This window comes from Alloacidobacterium sp., assembly GCF_035631355.1.
GTDB lineage: Bacteria > Acidobacteriota > Terriglobia > Terriglobales > Acidobacteriaceae > Alloacidobacterium.
Window position 1 is genome coordinate 1 of the sequence record NZ_DASQIX010000063.1, and the last position, 25,653, is coordinate 25,653.

The 25,653-nt window shown below is 55.5% G+C and carries 13 protein-coding genes; 5 read left to right on the forward strand and 8 right to left on the reverse strand.

What is annotated here, in order from left to right; genetic code table 11:
* Positions 1-849, reverse strand: an 849-nt coding sequence (locus VEV40_RS11630; RefSeq protein ID WP_324832506.1) for a tetratricopeptide repeat protein, incomplete at its 3' end; no start/stop codon positions are given.
* Between the two features lie 200 nt (positions 850-1,049).
* Between VEV40_RS11630 and VEV40_RS11635 the strand changes: the two genes are divergently transcribed.
* Positions 1,050-4,511 (forward strand): polysaccharide lyase family protein, encoded by a 3,462-nt coding sequence (locus VEV40_RS11635; protein WP_324832507.1) that lies wholly within the window; start codon positions 1,050-1,052, stop codon positions 4,509-4,511.
* A gap of 9 nt (positions 4,512-4,520) precedes the next feature.
* On the opposite strand, the gene VEV40_RS11640 is transcribed toward VEV40_RS11635, so the two are convergent.
* The 6 genes from VEV40_RS11640 to VEV40_RS11665 form a co-directional block, all read right to left on the reverse strand.
* Positions 4,521-5,528 carry a phospholipase D-like domain-containing protein gene (locus tag VEV40_RS11640; protein WP_324832508.1) on the reverse strand — a complete coding sequence of 336 codons (1,008 nt, stop codon included), beginning with the start codon at positions 5,526-5,528 and terminating at the stop codon, positions 4,521-4,523.
* Positions 5,529-7,364 carry an ABC transporter ATP-binding protein gene (locus VEV40_RS11645; RefSeq protein WP_324832509.1) on the reverse strand — a complete coding sequence of 612 codons (1,836 nt, stop codon included), beginning with the start codon at positions 7,362-7,364 and terminating at the stop codon, positions 5,529-5,531.
* Between the two features lie 87 nt (positions 7,365-7,451).
* Positions 7,452-8,663 carry a hypothetical protein gene (locus tag VEV40_RS11650; RefSeq protein WP_324832510.1) on the reverse strand — a complete coding sequence of 404 codons (1,212 nt, stop codon included), beginning with the start codon at positions 8,661-8,663 and terminating at the stop codon, positions 7,452-7,454.
* 2 nt (positions 8,664-8,665) lie between these two features.
* Positions 8,666-9,757: a hypothetical protein gene (locus tag VEV40_RS11655; protein ID WP_324832511.1), complete on the reverse strand. Its 1,092-nt coding sequence runs from the start codon at positions 9,755-9,757 to the stop codon at positions 8,666-8,668.
* Between the two features lie 130 nt (positions 9,758-9,887).
* Positions 9,888-11,297 carry a tetratricopeptide repeat protein gene (locus VEV40_RS11660; RefSeq protein WP_324832513.1) on the reverse strand — a complete coding sequence of 470 codons (1,410 nt, stop codon included), beginning with the start codon at positions 11,295-11,297 and terminating at the stop codon, positions 9,888-9,890.
* An 88-nt stretch (positions 11,298-11,385) separates the two neighbouring features.
* The gene (locus VEV40_RS11665) at positions 11,386-15,255 is read right to left on the reverse strand and encodes a carboxypeptidase-like regulatory domain-containing protein (RefSeq protein WP_324832514.1); all 3,870 of its coding nucleotides are present in this window, start codon (positions 15,253-15,255) and stop codon (positions 11,386-11,388) included.
* 306 nt (positions 15,256-15,561) lie between these two features.
* On the opposite strand from VEV40_RS11665, the gene VEV40_RS11670 reads away from it, so the two are divergent.
* The 4 genes from VEV40_RS11670 to VEV40_RS11685 all read left to right on the forward strand — a co-directional run bounded on the left by VEV40_RS11670 (position 15,562) and on the right by VEV40_RS11685 (position 25,478).
* Entirely contained in the window at positions 15,562-19,368 is a 3,807-nt protein-coding gene (locus VEV40_RS11670; RefSeq protein WP_324832515.1) for an FG-GAP-like repeat-containing protein, read from the forward strand.
* Between the two features lie 107 nt (positions 19,369-19,475).
* Positions 19,476-21,911 (forward strand): tetratricopeptide repeat protein, encoded by a 2,436-nt coding sequence (locus tag VEV40_RS11675; RefSeq protein ID WP_324832517.1) that lies wholly within the window; start codon positions 19,476-19,478, stop codon positions 21,909-21,911.
* Between the two features lie 3 nt (positions 21,912-21,914).
* Positions 21,915-23,669, forward strand: coding sequence for a CRTAC1 family protein (locus VEV40_RS11680; protein WP_324832519.1), 1,755 nt, complete (start codon positions 21,915-21,917; stop codon positions 23,667-23,669).
* A gap of 30 nt (positions 23,670-23,699) precedes the next feature.
* Positions 23,700-25,478 (forward strand): CRTAC1 family protein, encoded by a 1,779-nt coding sequence (locus VEV40_RS11685; protein WP_324832520.1) that lies wholly within the window; start codon positions 23,700-23,702, stop codon positions 25,476-25,478.
* Positions 25,479-25,487: 9 nt separating this feature from the next.
* On the opposite strand, the gene VEV40_RS20730 is transcribed toward VEV40_RS11685, so the two are convergent.
* On the reverse strand, positions 25,488-25,640 hold the full coding sequence (locus VEV40_RS20730) for a heme-binding protein (protein ID WP_414637842.1): 153 nt from the start codon (positions 25,638-25,640) through the stop codon (positions 25,488-25,490).
* Positions 25,641-25,653 lie beyond the last annotated feature (13 nt).

Genomic DNA, 25,653 nt, shown 5'->3' on the forward strand with positions numbered 1-25,653 from the left:
AATGCTGTCCACGCGGACGGTGTCAGGCGGGTCGCCCACCGCATGCTGGAAACTGTTCTCGTCGGCCAGTGCGCGGCTGATGTACAGGCCCGACGCTCCTGTATCGACGATAAGTTTTGCTTTTCGCTGTGGAAATTGGACCTCCAACTGATATCCACTGACATGTTTCCCGTCAGGCAGCATAGGCACAAGCGGCAAGTCCACTGCGGATGTAAGAGGTGCGCTGCTACATGTCTTTGAATTTTCGGTAAGCTGCCCCATCAGCGCATGGACCGAAGCCATGGCCTTCTCGCGCAGGTCCGCGTCCACATTGGTCATTGTGGCGAGGGCGGCTTCCGTTCCCTGAATATCTTTTGCGGGAGAATCAATCTGCAGCCATGTGCGTCTGATGTCGGAGTCTGTCGGATCGATGTCGTAGGCCATCTGCAGCTCTTTGCGCTCCGAGGCGTACATCGAATCGATGCGCAGAATCCGGCTGCGGATGAGATGCGCCCGCGCATAGCAGTTGTCTTGTTTCGCGGCTTTATCGAGAGTCTGCAGCGTCAGCCAAGGCCGGCCTTCGCGGTACTGCACTTCTGCGACTGCTGTCAATGCAGTGGCGGAATTGGGATTGTCGGCAAGGGCTTTATTCGCCAATGCCGCAGCATCACTAAGCTTGCCCTCGCGTAGCAGCGTTTTCACCAATGCCGCAGATAAAGCCGCATCTTGCGGGCTCTGCTGCAATGTCTGCATGTAAAGTGACTCCGCCGCATCATAGTTTCCCTGCGCGTATGCTTCTTCAGCCGGAGTTGGATTGTGCGGAGCAATGGGAGCGCAGTGAATTTGCGCACAGGCAGACACGGTTGCCATTAGAACTGCAAAAGCGAAAACCTTAACTAGAAAAGCAGAACGCGCTTCAACAGGAGCAGGCTGCACGGAAGACCCTTTATGACCGGACAGCAGGAGTATACGCCGCAACAGATGAGATTTCGTCCCGAAATTGTGCCAAAGAAGGGATGCGCCATTTACTATTAGACCCGCAGTGGAATCGCTACCATAACGGAGTTTGCATGCCTTTCAAGTCTGCGGGACAGTTTCTTTTCATACTTGTAGCTTTCTGCCTTGGTGACCATGCGCAGGCGCAAACCGAGGTCTGGCGCATTGGCACGTTTGATCGCTCCTCCGCTGAATTCGCTGATGGTGCGCCGCAGAAGCCTGTGACATTCGCCATCGGCAAAGACCAGGCGAACAAGGACTGGTATGGATATGCACCTGCGCTGTTTTTTTCAGGTCATCCGGATGCATCGTCTGCACCGCGTGCGATCCAGTTTTCGCTGCCTGCTACGCCATCGCCTGCATATCGTCTCCGCGTCTCTTTACTAATAGAGCATTCCAGCATGCCTGCGCTCCGTGTCTCCATCAATGGAATCTCAGGAACGTTCTACCTGCATCCCAAACTGGATTACAGCATGGGCGACACCATGGCCGCCTTCTTTCCGGCATATGCTCACACAACTGTTGAATTTGATTTTCCTAGAAGCTATCTGCGTCGGGGGATGAACAGCATTGCACTGCAGGCTATCGCGACCGCCGACAAAGGCGTCCCCGACGCGGGGTTTAATTATGATGCGGTAGAGCTTGACCGATTGCCGGCGTTATCAGGTGGCCCAACTGCGCAGGCAGAGCCCACGATTTTTTATCAGCAGCACGGCGCAGCGCTCACAGAGCAGGTTGATGTTTTCGTTCGCTCCGGCGAGCGCCTGCGTTCCGGGCAGGTTGATGTCGAAATCGCGGGCCAGCACTACAAGCAGACCCTTCATGCTGATCAGGATTTCGGCGAAGAGCGGGTTCAATTAGCGGTTCCAGAATTCCCTGCCGACACTCAAGCCCGCCTGATGTTGAATCTCAATGGACACGCGACACACTTCACGCAGACGATTCAGCCGCAAAAGAAGTGGACGCTCTATCTTGTCCCACACGTTCATCTCGACGTCGGCTACACGGACTATCAGGCAAAAGTCGCGACGATCCAGAGTCGGATTCTCGACGAAGCGATGGACCTGACGGCGAAGCATCCGTCATTCCGCTTCAGCACGGACGGCTCATGGAACCTGGAGCAATATCTCAAGTCACGCACACCGCAGGAGCAGCAGCGCGTTATTCAGGCGATCCAGAATGAGCAGCTTTACATTCCTGCGCAATATGCCAATGTGCTTACCGGCTTTCCCACGGCTGAGACGCTGATTCGCTCACTCTATCCCAGCGCTGACTTCAGCCGCGTTCATCACACTCCGCTCAACTATGCCAACATCACGGACGTCCCGTCTTATTCGTGGTCGTATGCGTCGGTGCTGGCGGCAGCGGGCATTCAGTATTTTCTTGCCGGAAGCAACAACGACCGCGCACCTGTTCTGCTGCAGGGACATCTGAACGAAAATTCGCCGATGTATTGGGAGGGCCCTGATGGCAAGAAGGTGCTCTTCTGGTATTCGCGGCATTACATGCAGATGCAGTTTCTCTTCGGCCTGCCGCCCCTGCCGGAAACGGGCGAGGAGATATTGCCACTCTTCCTGCAGATGTACCAGCATCCGGGATATCGTGCGAGCGCTGCGATTATTTTCGGCACTCAGGTTGAAAACACAGACTTGTTTCCGCAGCAGGCTGAACTGGCAAATAAGTGGAATGCGCTCTACGCCTATCCGCGCATACAGTATTCCGGCTTTCATGACGCGCTTGCCGACATTGCGAAGCAGTTTGGAGACGGCATTCCGACTGTTCGCGGAGACGGCGGCCCCTATTGGGAAGACGGCATCGGTTCAGATGCTTTCTATGCCGCCCTGGAGCGCGAGAACGAGAGTCGCGGACCATCCGCCGAGAAGCTGGCGACCATCAGCTCGCTCGTGAATCCACGGCTCGCTGTCGATCACGATGCGCTGGACGCAATGTGGAAGAACATGGTGCTGATGGATGAGCACACCTGGCTCTCATACAACAGCGTTTCCGATCCGACGAGCCGCGAGGCGACCGAGCAGCTGCGCGTAAAGGATTCGCGCGCCACCACTGCTGCTGACCTGCGCGACCATCTGCTTCGCGGCAGTATGGCCAGCCTGGCCGATTCAATTGCCGCTGGCGTGGGCAGCCTCATCGTTTTCAATCCGCTGAACTGGGATCGGGATGGCGTTGTCAGCATTGATCTCGATAAAGACCAGGAAATTGTCGATCGCGCGACAGATCAGCCGGTTCCTTATTCAGTCGTCCACGAAGGCAATGATTTTCGCCGCGTCGAATTCGTTGCGAAAGACGTGCCGCAGGTTGGGTACAAGGTCTACTATTTCCGCCGGGCCGAGAAATCACCTTCGGCAGATGAGACAAGTTCGAGCACTACGCTTGAAAGCCCTTATTACCGCGTAGAGCTTGATCCGTCTTCGGGCGCGGTGCGAAGCATTTACGATAAGCAGCTCAAGAAAGAATTGGTAGATGAGAACAGTCCTTATCGCTTCGGCCAGTATCTCTACGTCACGGGCGGCGACAAGGAGCCGAACAGCCTGCTGCAATACCGTGTCGTCTCGCCAAAGCCGGAATTGCAGATTCATGGAGCGGCGCAGGGGCGGCTGATTGGAGTGGAACGCACGGCCTACGGCTGGCGCGCGCGACTTGAGAGCTCGGCAGAAAACACGCCGAAGATCGTCAATGAAATCCGGCTCTTTAAAAGCGAGAAGAAGATTGAATTTGTAGAAGACGTCACCAAGAAAGAAGCGCTGACCAAAGAAGCTGTCTACTTTGCGTTTCCTTTTGCGATGAGCCATCCGCAATTTCAGTATGAAATCCAGAACGGAGTGGTCGATCCGTCGAAGGACATGTATCCCGGCGCTGGCCATGAGTGGTTCTCAGTGCAGCATTGGGTTTCGGTGCAGCAGGACGGCGTATCAGTAACGGTGATGCCGCTCGATACTCCACTGGTTACGCTGGGAGACATCAATCGCGGCGCATGGCCTATGGAGTTCGGACAGCGCTCAGGAAGCATCTTTGCCTATGCCATGAACAACTACTGGCACACCAACTATCGCGCGGCGCAGGGCGACGATTTTCGTTTTCGCTTTGTTGTGACCAGTGCGCCTTCTACGGATGCAGCTGCGTTGAGCCGCATGGGATGGGAGGGAATTACCCCGCTTGAAGCCGACGAAATTACTTCGCAGGACAAGGCGCTCGACCTGCCTCGTCCACTGGACGGCAAAACATCCAGCTTCCTTACCATCAACGACCCAAATGTCTTGCTCGACACATGGAAGCCTGCGGAAGATGGAGATGGGACGATTCTCCGGCTGATTGACCTGGGCGGAGACGCGCGCACCGTTACAATCAGGACGCCGCTGTTGGCGATTCGCAAAGCGGTGGAGACAGACGCAGTCGAGCGCGACCAGAAGCAACTATCCACGCAAGGGGCGAACAGCTTTCAAGTGGATATTCATCCGCATGAAATTGTCACGGTTCGATTGTCCGGCGATTCGGTGCTTCATGCACCGACTGAATAAGGGGCGACTCTACGCATCAGTCTTTTTCTTTTTGTGATTTCCCAATGCCAAGTCTTCCGATACGTTTTCGTCAACGTCTTCAAGCTCGGATAGCAGGCCCTCATCGGTGAGGTCAATCGGCTTTGAGTTTTCCCAATCCTGGTGCAGCACTTCATGAATGCGGCTGGTGATGCTGTCGTCTCGCACTTCGATGGCCAGCTCGCGGCGGCTGTCGAAGCTGCCAGGCGCCAGGTTGATTGAACCAATAATCGCCCGCGCATCATCGGCAAACAGGAGCTTTGCATGGAGCTTCAGACCCTTCAGCTTGTGCACTTTGATGCCAACGTCGTCGAGAATGCGAACGCCACCAATGCCCTCAACCAGCTTGTCTTTTTTTAAAGTATGCGGAGGCCGCATCATGACTTTGACGTGTACTCCACGCCTGCGGGCGCGCACCAGGCGCTCGATAATCACCGGGTCCTGATAACGCTCATTCTGCACCCACAAGGAATGCCGGGCCTCATCGATGAACTGCGCGATACGCTGGCGCCCGTTGCCGGTGCACCAGATAAGGTGTGACTGGTCGCCGGGATTGAACTCCTGCCGGTTCCAGTCAGCGTCAAAGCACGCGATCACTTCGTCCACCTCATGCTTATGCTGCGTCAGAACTGCATAGTCGCGCGTCCGGGTAAAGTTTTTGGTTTGCCAGTTAAGCGACTGAATAAATGCGGACTGGTCGTCAACCACCATCGACTTCTCATGGGTCACGTCAAAGACCGGATTGCTGTCGAGCACGGCAACTCCGGCATCCGTCAACATTCGGTGAGTGTCGTCGTTTTCCTTTTCACCGCTGCGCCGTGCCGGGTTGAGCATCACGCGGACATTGACGCCACGATCGTGCGCCGCTATTACAGCCCACATAAGAACAGGATCAGAGAAGACAAACATCTTGATCCGAAGCGATTTTGAAGACTGCTGGATCGCGTCCACGAGCGGACGAACCGAATCATCGGGCAGCACAATCAGCGAACGCGACATCTATGCTCCCTCCGCGGATGCTGTCTTCAGGCCAACACGCATTTCATGGGCGGAAACTCGTACGGGCAGGTCCTTGAACTGCGCATGATACAGGCCCGCATAAATGCCGTTGCGCATCAGCAACTCATCGTGCGAGCCGGACTCGGCAACGACCCCGCCGCTAATCACGAGAATCCTGTCGGCGTCACGAATCGTGCTGAGCCTGTGCGCGATAGTAATCACAGTTTTATCCTTCATTAGTCTTTCAAGCGCATCGATTACCAGATGTTCCGATTCCGTATCGAGTGCTGCTGTCGGCTCATCGAGGAGAAGAATCGGGCTGTTGCGGACCATCACTCGCGCAATCCCGATTCGCTGACGCTGTCCGCCTGAAAGGGTAACCCCGCGCTCGCCTACCATGGTGTTGTAACCGTCAGGCATCTTTGCGATGAACTCATCAGCATTTGCCAGTTTCGCAGCTGCAATAATTTCGTCGCTGGTTGCGTCAGGCCGGCCGAAAGCAATGTTGTCTGCCACAGTGCCGCGAAAGAGCACGGTGTCTTGCAGAACATAGCCGATCTGGTCGCGAAGGTCCTTGAGCTTCAAATCGCGAGCGTCCTTGCCATCAATCCGCACAACTCCGGCAATCGGATCGTAAAAACGCGGAATGAGGCTCAGGATGGTCGATTTACCTGCACCTGTAGGGCCCACAACGCCAATGAACTGTCCCGGCTCAATTCTGAAGGTCACATCGCGCAGCACAGGTACTTTCAGATCGTATCCAAAAGCGATGTTCTGAAACTCGATGGCGCCGGTGAGAGGCCCGGGCGCAATCGCGTCAGGCTTTTCCGGGATGATGCTGTCTGTGTCCAGAATGGCGCGCACGCGCTCCACACCGACTGCAGCCTGTGCGATCTGGTTGGTCATAGTGGCGAGGTCTTTGACCGGCTTGAAGAACCGGCTGAGGTACGCGAGGAAAACTGTAAGCGCTCCGACTGTCATTATGTCATGCACAATCAGCCATGCGCCGCGCCACAATACAACAGCCGTGCAGGCAGCCACGGTCACCGTAACCACCGGAGACAGTAGAGACTTTATCCTTCTTGCCCGCAGCGCCGCATCAACAGTCGCGTGGCTCACCTTGCCTAGTTGCTTCTGCTGCTCTTCCTGCCGGCCGAAAGCCTTGATGACCGACATCGATTCGAGTCCCTGCTGCACCACAGCGACAATTTCGCTCTGCTCTTTGCGGACTTCGTGGGTTGCCTTTTTCACCGCCTTCTTGAATCGCGAAACAAACAGCAGCAGGAATGGCGTAATTCCCAGAGCTATCAGGGTGAAGTCCCAGTTGAGCCAGAACATGAGGCCCAACATGCTGATGATAGTGAGCAGATCGACGAGGATATCGAGGCTGGAAGAGGCTGCGAAGCCTTGAATCGTCTGGATGTCCGTTGTGATTGTGCTGAGCAACGATCCGGTCTGATGCGTGTTGTAATAACCCAGCGAGAGGCGCTGCAGATGATGATATGTCCGCATTCTCAGGTCATGGGCAACCCATTGACCAACGCTTTCCGTGTAATAGCTGTCTACATAACTTGCAACCGCGCCAACTACGGCGATGAGCAATGCCGCCAGCGCCACCAAGGCTGCAACCTGCATTTTCTGGCCGCCTTCAAGCATGGGACGCGCAATGTGATCCAGCCACGGCGCGAGCCTGTGGTGCGCGACAACGTTGTCAATAATGATCTTGAGCGGCCACGGCGCTGCAAGACTCATCGCCGTCTCCGTCAGCATGGCCAACAGAATTACCAGCAATGAACCGCGATACGGTCTCACTAACTCGCGGACCAGTCGCCACATGGATGTCCACTCCGTGATCGGACAAAATTTGAATGCAGAAAGAGTAACAAAGGGTGGAGATATTTATTCGACTATTTCAAGGAGGCTTTATGCGCTGGCCCAGGAAAGCAGCTCTCCCAGACCAGCTGGCGAATTTGAGACCGTTCCTCGGGCGAGCGATGGGCCAATCGCAAGGGCCTGGCTGTGGCCTTCAAACCACACCAGAAATGAAGATTGCTCCGCGCCGGTCAGCCGCTGCTGATTGATCCAGTTATAGTAGGCGCCCATATCCGCGTCGACCAAAGAGCCTGTCAAATCAAGTTCTGCGGGAGTGGTCCGGTCATTCGAGAGCAGCTCGTTCATGGGCCGTTGTCGCTGGCGAGGGCCAAAGCGGACAAGCATCGTCAGGGGCTGCGCACGTCGCAGCGCCTCGCGTGCCGCCCACTGTGCAAACGTGGTGGCAAAAATTTGCGTGCCGGAGCCTTCGGTAAGCACCTTGACCTGAAAACGATTCAGGACCTCGTCTCCGGACTTGTCCATGCCCAGATCGGCTGGGGTCAACTCGGCCATATGCGTGCGCAACTCCTCAGGCCCCATGCCCGGACGCTTAATGTCTCCCTGCATGTTGCGCAGCAGCGCGGAGCGAACTGGTTCCAGCGCCTGATAGGAAACGCAAGTCAGCGAGGGATCGTGATCGACTAAGTGACTGCCTTCGATATACCAGTGCCCATAGGGAACGGGATGCGCCTTTGCACGCCCGGCCACGCCTTTCAGGAGAAGCTCAACTCCGTTGTCCGGCTTGACGCGCTCAAAGTATGTTCCATGCGCGCGCAGATTGCGAAACAACGGCGCATCGTAAGATGCGAGGCCCTGCCCGATAATCGCAATTCCGAGGCGAGGCGTCGCCGGTTTTTCAGGCGGTACTGCAGCGCGCAGGCGATCGCCATATTCGAGGGCGGCTTTACGGAAGGCGTCCAGTTGGTGTGTGGACCAGAGAAATGCGGAAAGCTGCTCAACGAACTGCGCCGGCTGGTTGACCCAGTTGAAGTCTTCCAGTTGGGATGAAAGCGTGAGTTGTGAGAACGGCTGAAACCACTCTTTCATCTGCTCTGGCGAAAGCGAGCCAAGGTTTGTCAGTTCCTTGTCGAGAGTCGCGCGCTCCGCGGGAAACCGGTAATCGTAGTCGATCACCTCACGAAGCAGATTGGGCAGGAAGCTGAGTGGAAGTTGCTGCAGCGTGCCAAGATGGGCCACAGCCAGCGCATGCGCTTCCGGAGGATATGCATTGAACTGTTCGGCTTTGAGATCGCGTGGAAGCATGGCTATAGCAATTCCGGCACTGGACGCCCTTGCGCCACCGTAGGAGAGAACCCCATGATCGCTCCGAGTGTCGGCACCAGATCAGTGGATTGCATGGGCTGATCGTAGACAACACCTTCGTGAATGCCCGCGCCGAGCACCATCATCCACGTCGTGCGCGAGGCGGGATCGCCGGTGCGGTGGTGCTGAAATCCGTTGCCACCCGAATCCTGGTCGGAATCGCGTCCAAAATCCGGGAGAATGAAGATCGTTGTATTCCCGGCGTATTCAGGCTCGCTCTGCACCGCCTTCCAAAGCTCCGCACAAAGCCGGTCGGTGCGTTGGATTCCCTCAATATAGAGTGAATAGGCCCCAGAGTGCGCGATGTCCATATCGTGCAGAGTGATCCAGAGCAGGCTGGGAGCTTGCTGCCGCATGAGCTGGCGCACAATGTACATCGAGAGCTCATCAGGGCTTGACAGTGTTTTCGCGTGCGCCTTGAAATCATCGACCGAAAGCTTCAGGATTGTCTCCATCTGCTGTAGCTCAAACTCGCTGCCCACTAACTCAGGCGTGTATAGCGGGGTCTCATAGTTATCGCGCAGCAGATGCGTATAGTCAGTCGTGCTTTCTGACATCGCGGCTGTCAGCAGGTGCTTCGGCAAAATCACTCTTGCGCCCGTGCCCGGACCGAACGAACGGTAATCGCTCTCGCCGATTCGATTGAAGCCATTGCTGGGAGCGACCACCCAGGCGTCCCATGAAGGACGTTTCAAGTCCTTGCGGAAATATTCGAAAACCGTAGGATGTTCCGGCGGCACTGCCGAAAAATTATTGAAGGTCTCATAGACGCCGGTCACCAGGCTCGCTGTGGCAACGTAGTGGCCGAGGATTCCATGGTTCACCACCTGCGTAAAGAAACTCGCTTGGGGAATCAGCTCGTGCAGCATGTGCGGGATATTTTCCTGCCCCTCGGGAGCAAATGTTTCCTGATCGCGCGCGCCGCCGCCGAAGGTAACAACGATAATCTTCCGCTTTTTTGCCGCTGCTCCGCGAACAAAAGGACTCGCGCTCATCAGCGCCGAGCCGAGCACGACTCCAGCTGCATTTCGCAAAAAATCTCTACGGCTGCAACTGAGGCGATGTGCGAATTCCCTCGGATTGGTGAGGTGTTCTTTGAATGTTCCCGAAAATGATGATCCCAATGTCATTCAAATACACCTTTAAAGCCCGACTCAAGAATTTTCACTGTTTGGTGGAAGAAGAAGCTTCCTTTTCCGAATACACAAATTGTTGGACTTCTGCCCTCTCTTTATCAACTTCGGCGAGTTGCTCTGCCCGGAGCCGCTGATATACTTCGAACTCTGCCTGCGCCCGGTCTTTCTCACCTGTGTGAACGTAGTCCTGTCCAAGTCGGTAGTGCGCATCGGCGAGGTTTGGATTGAGTTTCAACGCGCTCTCGTATTCGGGAACAGACTTCGCATACTCGCGCTTGTCGGCATAAAAATTACCTAGCTGCACATAAGCGTCAGCCAGGTTCGGATCCAGCGTAATCGATTTTTCCAATAGTGACTCAACATCCTGGAGGTCCTGTCCGGGATCCTCGACACGCTTCCCTTTCCACAAACTCATTGCATAGTAATAAACGGCTTGAGCATTGTTAGGCTCGAGATCAGCATAGCGGCGGAACCGCCGGATCACGTCGTCTGTCTCGTTCGGCGAAGCGCCGTATGCTTTCGAGAGGAACAGATAGCAGCGCGGATCAGATGGATTCAGGTCGGCCGCCGTCAGCAGCGCCTTTACTGCGTCGTCATACTTGCCGCGCGAGTAAAGCGCCATTCCCAACCCGATAAACAGCCGCGGCGACTTTGAATAACGCTGTGTGGCCTGTTGAAACACCTCTATCGCCGGCTCATACGTGCGGTGCAACAACAGTTCACTTCCCCAGTCAAACAGGTTGTTCTCGCTGGGGTCCATGTGGGCGGCGGTTTCGTATTCGTTCACAGCTGCCAGATACTTTCCGTCTTTTTCTTCGATCTGTGCCCGAAGGTTGTGCAGCTCTCCCGTGTCTTTTATCAGTTCGAGATTTTGGACGAGCTGACGTGCCTGATCCAGCTTCCCGGTAAGGAAATAAGCAAGCGCCAGATCATAGCCGTTGTCATAAGAAGGCCGAATCTTCTGTGCTTTTTCGAGCAGTGGAATCGCTTCAGTCATGTTTCTTGACTGAACGTAGAGCTCGCCCAAATTGTGGTTGGCGTCATAGTCCTGCGGATCAAGCTCCAGCGCCTTGCGAAACTGCTCTTCAGCTTGTACAGATTTTCCAGCGTGAAAGAGGCTGGCAGCGAGATTGGTTCTCGCCGCTGCCGAGTCAGGTTTCAGGTGGGCCGCGATTTCAAGCTGGTCAACAGCTTTGGAGTCCTGCGACTGTGCGGCATAGATGAGCCCCAGCAATTCATGAACCTCAAAACTTTTTGATCCATAAGGCAGCAGGGCCTCGAGTTGCGCCGCGGCCTCGGTATAGTGTTCTGTATCATAGTTGGCGACAGCGGACTGGAACTGACGATCCAGCGCTTGTCGATCCTGGCCTGCGGCAAACGCCGCGCAAAGCGCAAGAGAGGCTGAAACCAACCACCGCGATCGACACTTTCTGCTCACAGCCTACCCTTTTATGCTAAGCGCTACGCAAGAACACCCCGAAAGACCGCGCATCAAGCGGGCCTTTACGGGGTGCTTTCATCTTAGCCTAGTAGTAGAGCTTCAGAGCAAACTGAATCTGTCTCGGGGCATTAGGAGCATCACGAGTCGATCCGATTTCGCCGAAGTTGGAGTTGTTGAAGTTGGTAGAGTTGGGAATCGAGACGACGCCGTTGCCGCCGAACCCGGGAGCATTGAAATTCGGATGGTTGATGATGTTGAAGAACTCGGCCCGGAACTCCATGTTGAAGCGTTCGGTAATCGGAATACTCTTGAACGTGGAGAAGTCGAACCGATGGTATCCCGGCCCTGTGGTCGTTCCCGGACGAAAACCCAAAGCTCCGAAACCAGTCAAAGGAATGCACCCGGCTGGTGAATTCGGAATCGGAGCAAGGTCGGATCCCAGCTCACAGGGTTGTTGGAAAGCCTGTGGATTACCAAACCAGCTTAGTTTCCCGTTCGAGTCGGTGTGCAGCCCAAGCTTGGCACTCTGCCCTTTGACAGTCACATCGTTGCAGCCTGAACCTGCGACTGTTCCGGTCGGACAACCCAAACTGAGCGGCTGGCCGCCTTGAAGCGTGGTAATCCAGTTTACGCTCCACCCTCCCAACACTGCATTCTCGAGCTTCCCAGCGTCGTGCAAGAAGTGCTTGCCCTTGCCGAACGGCAGCTGGTATCCGCCGCTGAAGTGGAATACGTTGGTGACGTTAAAAGAGGCCAGTGACCAATCTGAACGCAGACCAAAACCAGGGATATCCACTGCTCGGCTGCCGTTCAAACTGCCGCCATTCAGCAAGTCGCCGGCGTCGGTGAAGGTCTTCGAGAAGGTGTAGGTGAGGAGGTAATTCAGTCCGCTCGCAAATTGCTGTTCGAGCTTGGTTTGCAAGCCGTGGTAAATGCTGGCGCCAATCATTCGTCCGGTCGAACCACCCCCGAAATCCGGGAACGGGACTGTACCTGCGGTGCCACCACCGACTACGCCCGTGGTGCTCGCGTTATACGGCAGGAGCTTGGTCACGTTATTCGCGCCAAGGTTTACCTGAAGATTATTCGCGTCCGTAAACACATAGCCGATCTGCGCCGCCAGCGTGCGAGTGATCGCATACTGGACTGAGAGGTTCGCCGCAATGGTTTTGGGTGTTACGAACTTGAACTGAAGTCCTTGCAGGCCCAGGCCTGATGCGTTTACTTCGGTTGGCGAAAATGCAATGCAGGAGAAGCCGGACTCGAAGGTCGCAGTTCCGCCGTAGCCTGCGGTCCCGCCCGAGCACGAGCCAAAGGGAGTGCCAAAGCTTACCGGTGCGACTGTGCTGTAGCCGCTTGGAGCGTTAAGTGGAACCCTGGAAACATAGTCGAAGTTGTATACAAAGGGATAATTCTCACCGATGTTCGGGCCATATCCCTGATTCTCAAAGGCGTTGTAAAAGAGGCCGAACCCACCGCGCACCACGGTCTTCGGATCCACTTGATAGGCAAGGCCGAAGCGTGGCGCCCAGTTACTGTATTGCGGTTTTAGCAAGCCCTTGCCGTACCTGTCGGTCGAATCGAGTGTGATTCCGTCCTGTGTCAACAGATCAGTGAAACCCTGAGGTGTAGTGCCTGCAGGGCACGCGGACGAACCCGGTGAGCCAGCCTGTGGTACGCAGAGACCATTAGAGGCTGTCGCTGTCGAGAGAGACCTATCATCCTTCCCGGTTGCCGGAATGATGAATGTAGGACTGCCGTTCCCAGTACCGCCGGGAACGAAATTAGCCTGCCCCCCATTTTGTTCGTTGATCGGGCCAAAGTAATCCCAGCGTAGGCCCACGTTGATGGTGAGCTTGGGATTTACTTTCCAGTCGTCCTGGAAGTAGCCGGCCATGTACATTCGTTCATCGTAGGTCTTGTTGATGTTGGAGGCATATACCTGGTCAGAGCCGCCTTGAGCGTTTGAGACGCCTGGGACGGCTATGCCAGGAGCTGCAACCGGCGGCAAAAGGAACTGCGCGATGCCTGTGGTGCTGCTGTTGTTACTCGGAATATCCGTAAAGCTGCCGTTGTAGTCGAACTGCCCATGCGACCAGGCCGGCTGCAGAGTATTGAACACTACGTGCTGATATTCAATGCCCGCCTTGAAGCTGTGCGCTCCGTAAACTTTTGAGAAATCATCGGTGATCTGGGTGGTCTGCGTAGTTTCGTCGGAAGGCAGGAAGCTGTTGCTGCCCAAAGTTTGTAGTCCCCCAAATGAAAAGGCGGGAAGGCCGCCGTTACCAGCAACTTGCGGGATACCTGGAATTCCGTATTGCTCGGGAATCCCAAGCTGGTTGCCCACCGGGCCGAACCGTGAGGTGTGCAAGTGATCCCACCCAAACCGCGCTACATTGACCGTGGTTGGTGAGAAAACGTGTGTATACACGGCCACACCCTGGAAAGATTTCGCGGTCTGGTCGCCCTGCTGGAAGCCGCCGCCATCCGCTACGCCTCCGAAAGGCCCGGGAATATACTGCGGATTGTCCCAGTAGCTGACCCGTGCGTATACTTGATCTTTTTCTGAAGGATTGAAGTCGGCCCGGATATCAAACTGGTTGTTATGTTGGTAGAGATTGGGACTGACTCCAAAATTCGACGTGACGCCCCCACTGGTCGGCAGCGGGAAAAGATTCAACAGCGCAACGGCGTTTGGATCAATCCTGTTGGCAGGAAGCTGATTCAGACCCGGGCAGCTGGCGAGTGAAATGGTCGGTCCGGTGCAGGTTGAGAGGCCGATGGGGTCGCGAACCCAGCCGCCGTTTGGCGCCTGGCGAGTAGTTGCTGGATCGAGCACTGTGCCGACCGGTATCGATCTTCCAAGCGCATCAGTACGTGGCGCACTCGAGGCATTCGCGCTGATCAGTTCCGATAGATTGGTATAACCGCTGTTACGCTGCAGAACGGTTGGCACCGCTATCCCAGACTGGGTATTGCCCTGCACGTGTCGAAAACCCTGATAGTCGCCGAAGAAGAAAATCTTGTTCTTGATGATGGGGCCGCCAATAGAAGCTCCGAACTGATTCCAGCGAAGTTCCCCCTTTTTGATCCCTGCATTGTCCTCAAACCAGTCCGCGGCATCCAGTTTGTCGTTGCGGAAAAACTCCCAGACGGCACCATGGATGCTGTTCGTGCCGGACTTAACAGTAGCATTGAGGACCGCACCCGCGGCACGACCCAACTCAGCGCTATAGTCCGATGTCTGGACTTTGAACTCTGCAATCGCATCCGGCGGAGGAAGCACGACAAAGTTCGTTCCGTTCAGGAAGTCGACATTGTCGGAATTATTGTCGATACCGTCCAGGAGGTAATTGTTCTGGGCTGGCCGCAGACCATTCGCGGAAAATGCGCCGTTAGCGGCATTGCCGCGCGTGTCAGCCTGTGGAGTGTTCACTCCGGCACTGAGCTGCGCCAGAAAAGTAAAGTTGCGTCCATTCAATGGCAGATCGTTCACGCTCTGCCCGTTAATTACCTGCCCCGTTGACGCATCCTCGGTCTGCAGCTCTGGCGGCGCAGCAGTCACTTCAACCGTTTGGGTCGTGGCGCCGGCTTTCAATTCGACGTTTACGCGCAGGTTCTGACTCACGGCCACCTGCAAATTCTGCTGGGTCGTCGTAGAGAAGCCAGAAGCGCTTACGGACACGGAGTAGTGCCCGATTCTGACCGGCGAGAAAGTATATACGCCGCTGCCGTTCGTGGTGGTTACGAGCGACAGACCCACGTCCGTATTGAGTAGCGTCACCGTCGCATTCGGGACTACAGCGCCGGTGGTATCTTGAACCACTCCGGTGACTGATCCTTCATCCACCTGCGCAAAGCTGCGCTGGCTCTGGATCAGCAGAGCACACAAGCATGTGAGGGTGATGAAGCCGAAAGAGCGAAACCAACTGAGAGCACTTTTGTAACTAGCCATCCCAAAACCTCCGCTTTCCTGCGCCAGTGTTAAGAGCGCGGTGGAGTAAACGCATACATTTGACCCGGCTAAGTAACCGGTTACATTTGATTGAGCGGCAATATAAAATCCCGAAATATGCTTTGTCAAACAAAAAGTTTAGGACTTAGTCAAACCAAAGGTGGAGGCCGATTTTTGACGGCTGACAGATGCTGCTTCGCCATGTTCCGTCTTGGCTTAGTCATTTTGAATGAGATTTTGGTCGGGTGCTACGATGCTTGTGCTGGATGAAAACTCCCTGGCTTCTCCGACTGGAAATCTTTAAAGATGTCGCGCAGCAAAGACCCGAATCAATCCTTCTCACGCCGCGCGTTCCTCAAGAGGATGGGGCTTGCCCCCGCGCTTTTCCATGCCGCCCCCTTCAGCGGCTTACCTTTCGGTTTCCTGCACGCCGCCGGCCTGAACCCGCACTTCCCTCTCGCTGATTTGCGATTGACTCCGAGCTATCCGGCGGAATCGCCGCTTGAAGATGTTTTGCGCAAAGTTGCTCCCGGCTCGGATGAGTACGTCACGGAGAAATATGCCGCTGACATCGGCGCGGTGCTTGGACAGTGGAGCCAGGTACTCAAGGCGTCTGCGCGCGATATATCAGCTCTGGGGAGATTTCTGGATACATCCGTCACGGCTTCGTCATTGACATCAGCAAAAGAGACGAAGCTTCGTTCCGATCATGGGATCGAGATCGTGAAACGGCGATTCAGCGGCGGGACGCTTCCCGGACGCGAGCAGTTTCTCAAGGCATTCCGTGACTATCTGGGGCTCGTCATGCGGGTTGATACTGCGGAATTTCAAATTACTGCGATCGAGGAAGTTGCAAATGACCCGCCGATACTGCGCCTCGATATTCGGTATGACCTCGTCATAACGCACACCGATGAGCGCCGCGAAGAGCGGGTTGGAAGCTGGAGCACCGAATGGACGCGCGCTGTGGACGTGTGGACGGTCACAAAATGGGAGGTAGGCGAAGAGACGCGAGCTGTCGCGTCCGCGCCTGTCTTCATTGACGTGACTCATCAGGCGCTCGGAGCAACGGAGTCCTACAAGCAGATGCTGCATGGCTCCGATTACTGGCGCACTATCCTCGACGGTGCTTGCGGCATCGACCTTTACGGCAACAATGGAATCGCCATGGGCGACTTTGACAACGATGGCTTCGACGATCTCTACGTCTGCCAGCCGTCCGGGCTTCCAAACCGGCTCTACCGCAATCGCGGTGACGGGACATTCGAGGACGTGACGGAAAAATCCGGCCTCAACGTACTCGACAACTCTTCATGCGCGCTCTTTGCCGACTTTGAGAACAAAGGGTTACAAGACCTGCTTGTTGTCTGCGGCAGCGGGCCTCTGCTTTTTCTCAATCAAGGCAACGGAACATTTTCGCTCAAACGCGACGCCTTCAAGTTTGTCGAGCCGCCTCAGGGAACATTCACCCATGCCGCGCTTGCCGACTATGACTGCGACGGGCGCCTCGATATCTACTTCTGCCTTTACAGCTACTATCTCGGTCTCGACCAGTATCATTACCCAGTGCCTTACTTTGACGCACGCAACGGTCCACCAAATTTTCTTCTGCGCAACGAAGGCAACGCAACTTTCATAGATCGTACGGAAGAAGCTGGACTGAACACGAACAACAACCGCTACAGCTTCGCCTGCGCCTGGGGCAATTCTGGAGCGAGCGACTTCCCGGATCTCTATGTCGCCAATGATTTTGGCCGCAGCAACCTTTATCGCAACAACGGAAACGGGACTTTCACCGATATTTCAAAGGACGCGCATGTCGAGGAGGCCGGAGCCGGCATGAGCGCCGCGTGGTCTGATTTCGATAACGACGGCAATCAGGACATCTACGCCGCCAACATGTGGTCGTCTGCCGGGCAGCGGGTTTCTACGCAGAAGATTTTTCATCCCAGTGCGCCTGACCATGTCCGCACGCTCTATCGGCGTCATGCGCGCGGCAATTCGCTCTATCGCGACATGGGCGACTGCAAATTTCAGAACGTCAGCGAGCAGGCCGGAGTTGCCATGGGCCGCTGGTCGTGGTGCTCGGACTTTTGGGACTTTGACCACGACGGCTACCCCGACTTGTACATCGCCAATGGATATGTCTCAGGTGCTGACCGAAGCGATCTCAGCAGCTTTTTCTGGCGGCAGGTAGTAGGAAGATCGCCCGACGACTCGACGCCTTCGCAGGCCTACGAACACGGCTGGAACGCGGTGAATGAACTTATCCGCTCGGATAGCTCGTGGAGCGGCTACGAAAGAAATGTGCTCTACTCAAACAATCGCGACGGCACGTTTTCCGAAATATCAGGCCCGGCGGGTCTCGACTTTCTTGATGACAGCCGCTCCTTCGCGCTCGCCGACATCGATCACGACGGGCGACTGGAGTTGATTCTCAAGAACCGCACTGCTCCGCAGATCAGGATTCTGCGCAACGCGATGAAAGACATCGGCAACTCCATCGCCTTTCGCCTGCGCGGGACGAAAAGCAATCGCGACGGCATTGGAACTGTAATTACGCTGGAGGCGGGCGCGCTTCGCCAAACAAAATCTTTGCAAGCCGGGTCAGGATTTCTTGCGCAGCACACGAAAGAGCTTTTTTGGGGAGTTGGAAGCCACGAGGGCACGGTCCGCGCCACCGTCCGCTGGCCCAGCGGTCTTTCTCAGGTTTTTGAAAACCTGTCCGTCAACCAAAGGATCGAGATTGAAGAGGGCTCCGCTACATTCGCGGCCAAGACTTTCGCTGCGCCGTCGGAGTCTTACCTAGAGCCATCATCGATGCCTACCAAAGAAGATGAGCTGCCTTCCGCTATACAAACATGGCTCATTGAGCCGCTGAAGGCCCCGGAATTTTCTCTACAAGACCTCGCAGGCAATACGCACGAACTCAGATCTTTCCTGGGCAGCTATGTTCTCCTCAACTTCTGTGAGGCTAGTGATTCGGTATGCCGCGAGCTGTTGGCGCGTCTCAATCAGTACCGCACAGCGTTCGCCGCAAACAAGCTGAACATTGTCGCCGTCAATGTTGATGAAACCGCGAGATCGCTCGCTTCACCTGCGCTCGGCTTCCCTGTTCTGGTCTCCACGGCGGAAGTGGCCGGCATCTACAACATCATTTACCGCTATCTCTTCGATCGTCGCAGAGACCTTGCCATTCCAACGTCGTTCCTGCTGGATCAAGACAGTATGATCGTAAAACTCTACCAGGGGCCGATCGATCCGCAGCAGGTATTGGCAGACCTCAAATCCATCCCGGCCACACCAGCCGACCGTATGCGCAAAGCGCTTCCCTTCAGCGGCACTCTCTATCAGGATGCATTCCAGCGCAATGATTTCACTTACGGTGTGGCGCTCTTCCAGCATGGATATCTCGATGCGGCGGCTGGGTCTTTCCGGGAGGTCATCGCCCAGAAGCCCGATGATGCGGAGGCTTATTACAATCTCGGCACTCTCAATCTGCGCAGAAATGATTTGCAGCAGGCCCGCCAGTATCTTGAGCAAACAGTGAAGCTGCGCCCGGATTATCCAGAAGCGTGGAACAACCTCGGGATGATTGCTGCACAGCAGGGACAGGCGGATGAAGCAGTGCGGAATTTCCAGCAATCGCTCACGCTGAGGCCAAACTACGCCATCGCGATGTTGAATCTGGGAAATTTCTATCGCCGCCAGGGAGCGTTTGACAAGGCACAGCCACTCCTCAGCCATGCGCTCACGCTTGAGCCGGATGATCCCGAAGCCAACTACAATCTCGGAATGTTTTACGCGCAGCAGGGCCAGTTGCAGCAGGCCCAGGATTATTTAGAGAAGGCGGTTGCACTTCGTCCGGATTACCCCGAGGCGTTAAACAATCTAGGTGTCCTCTTCGTCCGCAACAAGGATTTTGCCAGAGCTGAAGCGCAATTCAAGACCTGCGTCCGCCTGGCTCCCGGTTTTGACCAGTCGTACCTTAACCTTGCCCGTCTTTATGCAATGCAGCATGATAAGGGAAAAGCCATAGCGATATTGCAGGACCTGCTGCGACTGCAACCTGCCAACCGAGCTGCACAGCAGATGCTCGAAATGCTGAACTAGCTGTCGTGAAAGGCAGCCGACTAGAGTGTGTTTGGATGTTGAAGCATACAATTCGACCTGCGATTGCATCTTGGACTTGCGGCCTCGGCCTTCTGCTTAGCTGTCAGATGCTCACGGCACAGCAGTCACATAGCGGGACGCGGCAAGTCTCGCTCAATCTCCAGCAGGCGGAAGCAATGCGTGAGCAAGGCCAGTTCGATCAGGCCAAAGCAAAGGTGCAGGAGGAGCTGCAGCGGCAACCCAGCAGCGTAGAAGCCTGGAACCTGCTGGGCATCATCTACATCGACCAGAAAGATTCTACCAATGCAGTCGATGCTTTCCAGCACGCACTGAAACTCGATCCCAGATCAGCAAAGACCCACAACAATCTGGGCAATACTTATCTTTCCGAACAGATGCCTGACCTCGCTGAAAGAGAATTCCGTTCAGTTCTGCATCTTGACCCTGCCAATCACGACGCAAACTACAACCTCGGCATTCTGCTGATGGGCAAAGGTGCGCCGGCGCAGGCCATTCCATACTTTGAGCACGTGCGCCCGGCCAACATTGCGACACGCTTCAACCTGGTTCACGCTTATCTAGCCAGCAACCGCACGGCGGAGGCACTGCGTATGGCAACGGAACTCTCCGCGGAGAACAAGAACGACCTCCAGCTTCATTTCACGTTGGGTGTTCTGCTCGCTTCTGAAAAGCAATACAAGCCTGCGCAGCTTGAGCTGGAAAAAGCCGACACGCTTCGTCCAGGCACCTTCGAGATTCTCTACAACCTCGGGCTGGCCTATCTGCGTAGCGGCGACAATCCTAAAGCCGACCTGGTTCTAAATCGCGTGCTCAAACTCAAGCCCGATTCGCCGGAGACGCTTTATGTGCTCGCGCAAGTTTACTCAAATGAATCGCGCCCACTTGATGCACTCGACATGCTGGTCCGCGCCCACAAAATAGAGCCCGACAACACAGACATCATCTTCCTCATGGCGCGTGTCAGCATGTCACAGAACTACTACGAGGACGCCATACCGCTTCTGGAATCGGGCCTACAGATCGCGCCGCAGCGCTCCGACCTGCAAGCCGCTTTGGGCGAAAGCTACTTCATGGCAGGCAAAGTGGAGAAGGCCATAGCGGTCTTCACTAAGCTCATTCAGGCCAATCCCACTGCCAGCTCCTACGTGTTCCTCGGAATCTCGTATCAGCATTTAGGACGCTTCGACGAGGCAAAGCATTATTTCCAGGAAGGGCTGAAACTCGACCCGCGCAACAGCTCCTGCCTGTTCAATCTGGGTTTCATCGCAGAACGGCAGGGTGACGCAGCGACAGCGGAAACCTTGTTTCAAGAGGCCCTCCGCGCCAATCCCAATTACGGGGATGCGCTGCTGGAACTAGCCAATCTACGCATTGCCGAAAAGAAATACACAGAAGCGGCAGACCTGCTCAGAAAGTATGTTCAGGTAAGTCACAACCCGGCCACCGGCTATTACAAGCTCGCCATGGTCGAGCGAAATCTGCACCAGATGGACGCCGCCGACCGCGACCTCAAGGTTTTTCAGACACTCTCCAAAGACGCAGCGAGCGGACCGTATCCTTATGAGCATCTTTTCGACTATCTCGACAATCGTGCGAAGCTTGCGCCGCAGGCGCAGAACCAATTCGACATAAACCAGCTCAACGACGACATCAAGAAGCATCCCGATCAACCCGAAGATTTATACCTGCTCACCGAGGCGTACCTGAAAGCCGGAAATACGGCGCAGGCCAAAGACACACTGGCGCAACTCGACAAAATCAGCGCTGGCGATTACCGCACACAAAATGGCGTTGGCGTGCTGCTTGCCCGCTATCACTTATATGACGATGCTATTCAACACTTCCAGAATGCGCTGCAGGCGAACCCAGGTTCTGACGAAGTAAAGTTCAACATCGCAGACGCCTATTTCCGCAAAGGTATGTACAGCCAGGCGCTCGACGCTGCCGGACAGGTTTCTGAAGCTGGTCGTAAAGACAACACCTATCTCGCATTGCTGGGAGACATTTACGCACATCTTGGCGACACGGCCCACGCCGCGCAGGTCTACGAAGACGCAATCACCCGCAATCCCGACAACGACCAGGATTATCTCTCGCTCGCCCTGCTCCAGCTGCGTCAGAATGACGTCACAGCAGCAAAGCAAACACTCCTGAAAGGCCAGGCACGCGTGCCCGGCTCAGGAAAAATTATCTGGGGATTGGGGGTTGTTTCCGCTCTGGAGGGCAACACACCGCAGGCCGCCGACGAGTTGTCACACGCGGTAGACCTGATGCCGGAGTGGCCCGGCAGCTATTCCACACTCGGCGTCTTTTACTACCAGACCGGGCAGATCGCAAAAGCGCGCGAAGTCCTCAACCGCTTCAAGAACAGCAATGCGAACGGCGCGCTCGACGTGAGCCGCATCGAGCAAGCTCTTGCGCAGGCCCCCGACGTTTCCTCGACCGGCAATCAACCGATGCCGATGGACAGCCGCCAGCAGTTGCTGCAAATGGCGTTGGCTCTCGCCGATCGGACCCTCTAAAGCATGGGGACACTGTCGCAATCCGGAAGAGTCTGGAGCTGCACTGCTTCCCTGCTCGTTGCATTATTGAGCGCTCTCATCTCTCCACAGACTTTCGCGCAGCAACTCGCCAAGTCACAGGAAGCAACCATCCCAGTCCGCTATACGAACGTGACCAAGGCAGCGGGAATCAACTTCGTCCAGGACTCCACTCAGACCGACGAAAAGTATTACCTCGAAACTATGGGTACCGGCGTGGGATGGCTCGACTACGACCAGGACGGACTGATGGACCTCTATTTTGTTCAGTCCGCAGCCACCGACATTTATAAGCCAACACATCCGTTGCGCTCGGCGCTCTACCGCAATAACGGCGACGGAACCTTTACTGATGTTACGGACAAAGCGGGCTTAGGAGGCGAAGGACACTACGGCCAGGGTGTCGCCATCGGAGACTTCGACAACGACGGTTACCCGGACATCTACGTCACCGGCTATGGCCGCGCCATTCTCTACCACAACAATGGCAACGGAACTTTCACCGATATCACTGCAAAAGCAGGCGTCGCTGACGAGGGCAACTGGTCAACCAGCGCGGGATGGTTCGACTACGACAAGGATGGCTACCTCGATCTCGTTGTCACCAACTACATTCAGTGGTCGCCGAAAAACAATCTCTGGTGCGGTGAGCGCCGTCCCGGCTATCGCTCCTACTGCAATCCCAACAACTACAGGGGGCAAAAAACGAAGCTCTACCACAATAATCACGACGGTACATTTACTGATGTCAGCGACAAGTCGGGCGTGGGCCTGCCCGAATCGAAGGGTATGGGCGTTGTGCTGGCCGACTTCAACAACGATGGCTGGCCTGACATTGCCATCGCCAACGACACCTGGCCGAATTTCCTCTTCATCAACAATCACGACGGCACATTCAAAGATGTCTCTCTGCTCTCAGGCATTGCAGCAAGCGAGGACGGTAAGTACGAAGCCGGAATGGGCATAGACGCAGCCGACGTGGATGGCGACGGATGGCTCGACGTCTACATCACGCACCTTGATTTGGAGCTCGACCGCCTCTACCACAACAACGGCGACGGCTCTTTTACCGACGAGACCTACAACAGTGGCATCGGCCAGAAGGCTGTACTACTGAGCGGCATCGCGGCCAAATTTATCGACTACGACAACGATGGTTGGCCCGATATCCTGCAACTGAACGGGGCCATGCTCGACAATGTGAATCTGTATCACAGCGAAGTTTCCTACAAAGAGCCGCTGCTGATGTTCCGCAACACCGGCAAAGGCCATTTTGAAAAGACATCCGATTCCCTCGGCCCCGACTTCATGCATCCGGTAGCTGGACGAGGCCTCGCCACTGCCGACTACGATAATGACGGAGACATCGACATTGCAGTCAACGTGCGCGGCGAGTCTCCTGAATTGCTGCGCAATGACGGCGGCAACGCTAACCATTGGATCGAAGTACTGCTCATTGGCACAAAATCAAACCGCGACGGCACTGCCTCCGTGCTGAAACTAACCTCAGAGGGAGTAACGCACATGGAACAGGCCAAGGGCGGAATGAGCTACATGTCGGCCAGCGATCCGCGCATCCACTTTGGTCTGGGTAAGCGGACAAAGATCGATTCGCTCGTCATCACGTGGCCGAGCGGGCAGGTCGACAAGCTGACAAATGTGCCCATCGATAAAATCATTGCCGTCAAAGAAGGCGTTGGGATTGTCCCACGCAATTTCCCGAAGATTCCAACACGATAAAACTGATCTCTATAATCCAATTCAAGGTCTATGAATTTTCCCCGGCGGCGTTTTCTTGGTTCCTCTTTCTTCGTTCTCAGCGGCGCGCTGCTTGAGACCCTCACCACTCCACTCTGGAAGTGGAAAAATCTATCGCTGGTGCAGGCAGCGGTTGCTGCTCCCACGTCTTCGGTCCAATTCGTTGACGTTGCCCAGCAGGCCGGGCTGACCGTTCCCAACGTCTGGGGCGGAGTTGATCACAAGCGTTCCATCATCGAAGCCAAAGGTAGCGGTCTCGCCTTCTTTGACTATGACAATGACGGATGGCTCGACATCTACCTCACCAATGGCAACCGTCTCGATGCGACCTGGCCCGCAGGCAAAGCTCCGACCTCGCACCTCTACAAGAACAACCGCGACGGCACATTCACCGACGTTACCGAAAAATCAGGACTGGGTCGCACCGGATGGCAGACTGGCGTCTGCATTGGCGACTACGACAACGATGGTTGGGATGACCTCTTCTGCTGTTTCTGGGGACACAACATCCTCTTCCACAACAATGGCAATGGCACATTCACTGACGTCACGCATAAAGCCGGCCTATCGCAAGACCAGGTCCGCTGGGGCGCGGGCTGCACTTTTCTCGACTACGACCGCGATAGTCATCTCGATCTCTTCATCTGTAACTACATCAAGCTTGATCCAGCCACAATCCCCTCCGCCAGCGATACGAAATTCTGCCAGTGGAAAGGCGTGCCTACGATGTGCGGCCCGCGCGGACTTCCCGGCGACACCAACATTCTTTACCGCAACAATGGTGACGGCACTTTTACCGACGTCTCGGAAAAGTCCGGCATCCTGAAGCCCGGCCCGCGCTACTCCATTACCGCCGTCTCCTACGATTTCGACAACGACGGCTGGCCCGACATCTACGTCGCCGTGGATTCCGAGCCAAGCATCCTCTTTAAGAACAACCATGATGGGACTTTCACCGATGTTGCCGTGATGGCTGGCTGCGCGTACAACGACAACGGCCACGAGCAGGCCGGGATGGGCGTAGCCGTCGCCGACTACGACTGTGATGGCTGGTTTGACATTTTTAAAACCAACTTTGCCGACGACACCTGCAATCTCTACCACAACAATGGCGACGGCACTTTCACCGACATGACCTTTACCTCGGGCATCGGCGTCAACACCAACTATGTCGCGTGGGGCTGCGGCTTCGTCGATTACGACAACGACGGCTGGCCTGACATCATCCAGATCAATGGCCACGTCTACCCGGAGATCGACGCATACAACTTCGGCCAGACATTCAAGAATCCACGGCTTGTCTACAAAAACCTCGGCAATGGCCGATTCAAAGATGTGTCCTCAGAGATGGGCCCCGGAATCGGCGAGCGCTTCTCCAGCCGCGGCGCAGCTTTCGGAGACTACGACAACGATGGCGACATCGATGCGCTCATCCTGAATATGAATGACCTGCCATCACTCCTGCGCAATGACGGGGGCAACAAGCAGAACTGGATCAAGCTCAAGCTCATTGGAACGAAATGCAACCGCACCGCTATTGGAGCGCGAGTGCGCGTCACCACCGGCAAACATACGCAAATGAATGAAGTACACAGCGGTACAAGTGTCATGTCCCAAAGCGACCTTCGCCTTCATTTCGGACTGGGTAGCGCAGAAACCGTCGATGTGATTGAAGTGAAGTGGCCCACCACGCAGAAAATTGAGCGCTTCACAAAGGTCAAGGCCAACCAGATACTGACCATCCGCGAAGGGGAAGGCATCGTCATAGCAGCCAAACCTAAATCAACATAGAAAGCAGTGCTACTTTTTCAGCAGCGCATCGATCCCTGCCTGCGCAACCTGCTCGTCTATCTCCGACTTGGCGCCGCTGGCGGAAATTCCACCAAGAATCTGGCCATCGACTTTTATAGGAAGGCCGCCCTGGTTGGGAAAGAATTCCGGAAACGCCAGCACCTCGGTGTTGCCC